Here is a 3,100-nt window from a genome sequence, read left to right as displayed (position 1 = left end):
CAGAAATGAATGATTTCAAATCCAAAGCAACGGACAGCGCACGCGCCGCGGCTCAAAAAGGCAAGGACCGCGCGACAGAAGCCGTTGACAGCATTGGCAAACTTATCCGCGACAGCGCCGCAACGATCGATGACAATGTTGGCAAGCAATATGGCGATTACGCCCGTAGCGCAGCAGATATGGTTGAAGGCTTCGCTGGCAAGATGGACGCAAAAGATGTCGACGCCTTGGCCGATGATGCCCGTCAGTTTGTCCGCAAAAGCCCGGCAGTTGCGGTTGGCGCTGCAGCAGCTATTGGCTTTGTACTCGCTCGCCTCATTCGCTCAGGTGGCAAGGACGCCTAATTAGACAGCATTAGCGGCTTTGCAAAAGGCCGCTTTTGACCGATAAGTGAAACCAATGATTATGGATCAGCGTCAGGACGAATTGGTGGAGGACAGCCCGAAACCGGAAGAAGCGACCGCAAGCGAACAGGTTTCGTTGGTGGTGGAAGACCTGCGCGCGCTGGTGAAGGCAGAAATGCACTATTACCGTTCGCGTCTTGATTACACGCGACACGTGTTCCGATCGGCGTTCCTTTATGGCGCGATTGCGGCGTTTGCACTCATCGGCGCATCAATCGCGTTTGTGTTGGGGCTGGTGCTGACTTTGGCCCCATTAATTGGGCCGCTGGCGGCTACGTTGATTGTCACGTTCACGTTTATCGTTGTTGCGTTCATTTTCGGATCGCTGGCACGAAAATGGATGAGGAAAGTTTACTTTCCGGAAATGCAAGAGAATGTCGACGATCTTACCTGAAGACCCGGTCGTCACAGACCGCGAAAGCGTCATATTGTCGCATGCAGAGCGGCGTAATCTTCGGCGTAAGCTTAAGGGCAGCATCGATGTTGCTCAGGATATTCTCAACCCCCGCAACCAAGTTCGCAAGCTGGTCGCGTTAAAAAAATCGCAGGCAAAAAAGGCCGCGGATGAGACCATCCAAGTGGTGAAGGACAATGCCCCGCTTATCGGCATATTCGGCGCAGCGACATTATTGGTGGCCGCCCGCCGTCCGATTTCGCGTTGGATTTCAAGCTTGCGAAAGAGTAAAACAAACACGCCCGTTGGCGATTGATATAGGAACGAAACATGAGCAAGATTGGCGACAGCATCAAAACCGCAGCTGACAGCGCGAAAGACAGCCTTGCAACCGCGAAGGCGAAAACGACACAATCCACTGCCGCAGCACGTGCAAAGGCATCTGAAGCATATGAAAAGGGCAAGGGCAAAACAAGCGACGGCATCGACAAAAATCCGTTGGCCATCGTTTTGGGTGGCATGGCGATCGGCGCAATCGTCGGCGCGCTTTTGCCACGCACAGAACGTGAAACGAAAGTTTTGGGCAAAGCCGGTAAGAAGCTGAACAAAAAGGCCCGCAAAATGGCTGAAGCCGCGAAAGCCGCCGGTAACGAGCAGGTCGAAAGCCTTGGCCTGAACGGCGACGCGTTGCGTTTGCAATTTAGGGACCTTGTCAGCAAAGCCGCTCTCGCTGTAAAGGCCGCGAGTCAGGCGGCAACGGATGCTGCCAAAGAAAAATAATTGGAAAACAGCGTGACCGATACAAAACTGCACCTCGTCTTTGGTGGACGGGTTGAAAACCCACAGACGTTGAAGTTTACGAATTTAGAGAAATTGGACATTGTTGGCATGTTTCCGGACTATGCCAGCGCAGAAGAAGCATGGCGGGCCGCCGCACAGCGCACGGTTGATGATGCCGAAATGAAATATGTCGTCGTTCATTTGCACAAGTTGCTGCAACCCGGCGCGTAAATCCCGCAATGGACGTTACCCTGAACCCGTCCGGGTGACGTCATCGCCTCAGGCGTTACGATAGCGCCACAGCAGCAATGGCCGTGCCAGCGCTAGTCCCATCACAAAACCGCCTATATGCGACCAAATGGCAATGCCGATGCCTAATCCCGGTCCGACAAAGCCCATCGCAAGGTTAAGGCCAATCCACGCCAGGGTCAGATGCAGCGGGCGCGCGATCGCTGCAGGAACCGGCCCCCAACGCTTTGGCTGCGTGTTCGGGAACAGCAATAGATACGCCCCAATGACACCCGATATCGCGCCGCTTGCACCGATGGCAGGCGCCATCATATCCAGTGACATCGGTAATTGCAGATACGCAGCGAGCCACTCAGTACCCGCAGCGGCATAAGCCGACACCATATACAGCGCCAAAAAGAGACCGCCGCCCAAAACGCGCTCAACCATTTTGCCGATCAGCAAAAGCATGAGCATGTTCATGATGACATGCGCGATCCCGCCATGCAAAAATGCGGCCGTGAGCGGTGTAAGCAACGCGGGCACGAGAAATGTTATGTCCGCAAACGCAGAGCTATCGCCGCTTAAACGGGCCGGGAAAAGCCCGCCGGCAACGACCGCATATTGCCACAAGGACGGCACCAACAAAATGGCAGCTATTGCCAGATTGATGATGATCAGTGCGTTGGTGACAGGTCCGCGGGGAAACTGCATGTCAAATATTACGGCGCTTCATGACGAAACGCATGTTCAGATGAACTCGATTTTGGATACGAGATAGAATTTGTCACCCGATGGTACCGTCACTTCGACTTCATCGTCGGCGACACGCCCGATAAGCGCGCGGCCCAGTGGCGAATTGTACGAAATACGGCCCGCCTTCGCATCGGCTTCGGTTTCACCCACCAGCTGATACCGCACAGGCTTGTCGTCTTCGTCCAACAAGGTCACGGTTGCGCCGAAAACAATCTTGTCGCCCGACAGAGTGGTCGGATCGATAATTTGCGCGCGGCCAATTTTGTCTTCGATTTCTGAAATCGCAGCTTCAACCTGACCCTGGCGTTCCTTGGCAGCGTGGTATTCGGCATTTTCCGATAGATCGCCATGCGCACGCGCTTCCTCAATTGCTTCCACAATCAATGGCCGCTCATCACGAAGGCGTTTCAAGTCGGTTGTCAGCTTTTCATAGCCTTCAGCCAACATCGGATATTTCTCAAAACTCGCCATCAGGCAAAACCCTTCGTCACAAAAACATCCCGACCGGAGAAATGATAACCATCAATCCGATATGCAG

At 54.0% G+C, this 3,100-nt stretch carries 6 protein-coding genes and 1 pseudogene; 5 read left to right on the top strand and 2 right to left on the bottom strand.

The genetic code is table 11. The features are described from left to right. From ACIQ0G_RS10810 to ACIQ0G_RS10790, 5 genes and pseudogenes are all read left to right on the top strand, one after another. A pseudogene (locus tag ACIQ0G_RS10810) lies at positions 1-344 on the top strand (hypothetical protein); the annotation flags it as partial. Between the two features lie 55 nt (positions 345-399). Next, a complete protein-coding gene (locus tag ACIQ0G_RS10805; protein ID WP_397577908.1) occupies positions 400-798 on the top strand; it encodes a phage holin family protein in 399 nt (132 codons plus the stop codon). Beyond that, positions 779-1,114: a hypothetical protein gene (locus ACIQ0G_RS10800; RefSeq protein WP_397577907.1), complete on the top strand. Its 336-nt coding sequence runs from the start codon at positions 779-781 to the stop codon at positions 1,112-1,114. The genes ACIQ0G_RS10805 and ACIQ0G_RS10800 overlap by 20 nt, the downstream gene beginning before the upstream one ends. Before the next feature lie 14 nt (positions 1,115-1,128). Beyond that, positions 1,129-1,578, top strand: coding sequence for a hypothetical protein (locus ACIQ0G_RS10795; protein ID WP_397577906.1), 450 nt, complete (start codon positions 1,129-1,131; stop codon positions 1,576-1,578). Positions 1,579-1,590: 12 nt separating this feature from the next. Then, on the top strand, positions 1,591-1,809 hold the full coding sequence (locus tag ACIQ0G_RS10790) for a DUF4170 domain-containing protein (protein WP_397577905.1): 219 nt from the start codon (positions 1,591-1,593) through the stop codon (positions 1,807-1,809). Positions 1,810-1,857: 48 nt separating this feature from the next. On the opposite strand, the gene ACIQ0G_RS10785 is transcribed toward ACIQ0G_RS10790, so the two are convergent. Next, on the bottom strand, positions 1,858-2,520 hold the full coding sequence (locus ACIQ0G_RS10785; RefSeq protein WP_397577904.1) for a rhomboid family intramembrane serine protease: 663 nt from the start codon (positions 2,518-2,520) through the stop codon (positions 1,858-1,860). Between the two features lie 36 nt (positions 2,521-2,556). Further along, positions 2,557-3,033, bottom strand: coding sequence for a transcription elongation factor GreA (gene greA / locus ACIQ0G_RS10780; RefSeq protein WP_324476720.1), 477 nt, complete (start codon positions 3,031-3,033; stop codon positions 2,557-2,559). Positions 3,034-3,100: the final 67 nt, after the last annotated feature.

This window comes from Sphingorhabdus sp. (genome assembly GCF_044354325.1).
GTDB lineage: Bacteria > Pseudomonadota > Alphaproteobacteria > Sphingomonadales > Sphingomonadaceae > Sphingorhabdus_B.
The sequence above is the reverse complement of the archived record's forward strand: the minus strand, read 5'-3'. Positions and strand labels throughout refer to the sequence as shown.

What these genes read in the sequence shown, in the direction of transcription:
- ACIQ0G_RS10805 (WP_397577908.1), top strand. Translation starts at nt 400, where the DNA reads ATGATTATGGATCAGCGTCAGGACGAATTGGTGGAGGACAGCCCGAAA.
- ACIQ0G_RS10800 (WP_397577907.1), top strand. Translation starts at nt 779, where the DNA reads ATGTCGACGATCTTACCTGAAGACCCGGTCGTCACAGACCGCGAAAGC.
- ACIQ0G_RS10795 (WP_397577906.1), top strand. Translation starts at nt 1,129, where the DNA reads ATGAGCAAGATTGGCGACAGCATCAAAACCGCAGCTGACAGCGCGAAA.
- ACIQ0G_RS10785 (WP_397577904.1), bottom strand. Translation starts at nt 2,520, where the DNA reads ATGCAGTTTCCCCGCGGACCTGTCACCAACGCACTGATCATCATCAAT.
- greA (WP_324476720.1), bottom strand. Translation starts at nt 3,033, where the DNA reads ATGGCGAGTTTTGAGAAATATCCGATGTTGGCTGAAGGCTATGAAAAG.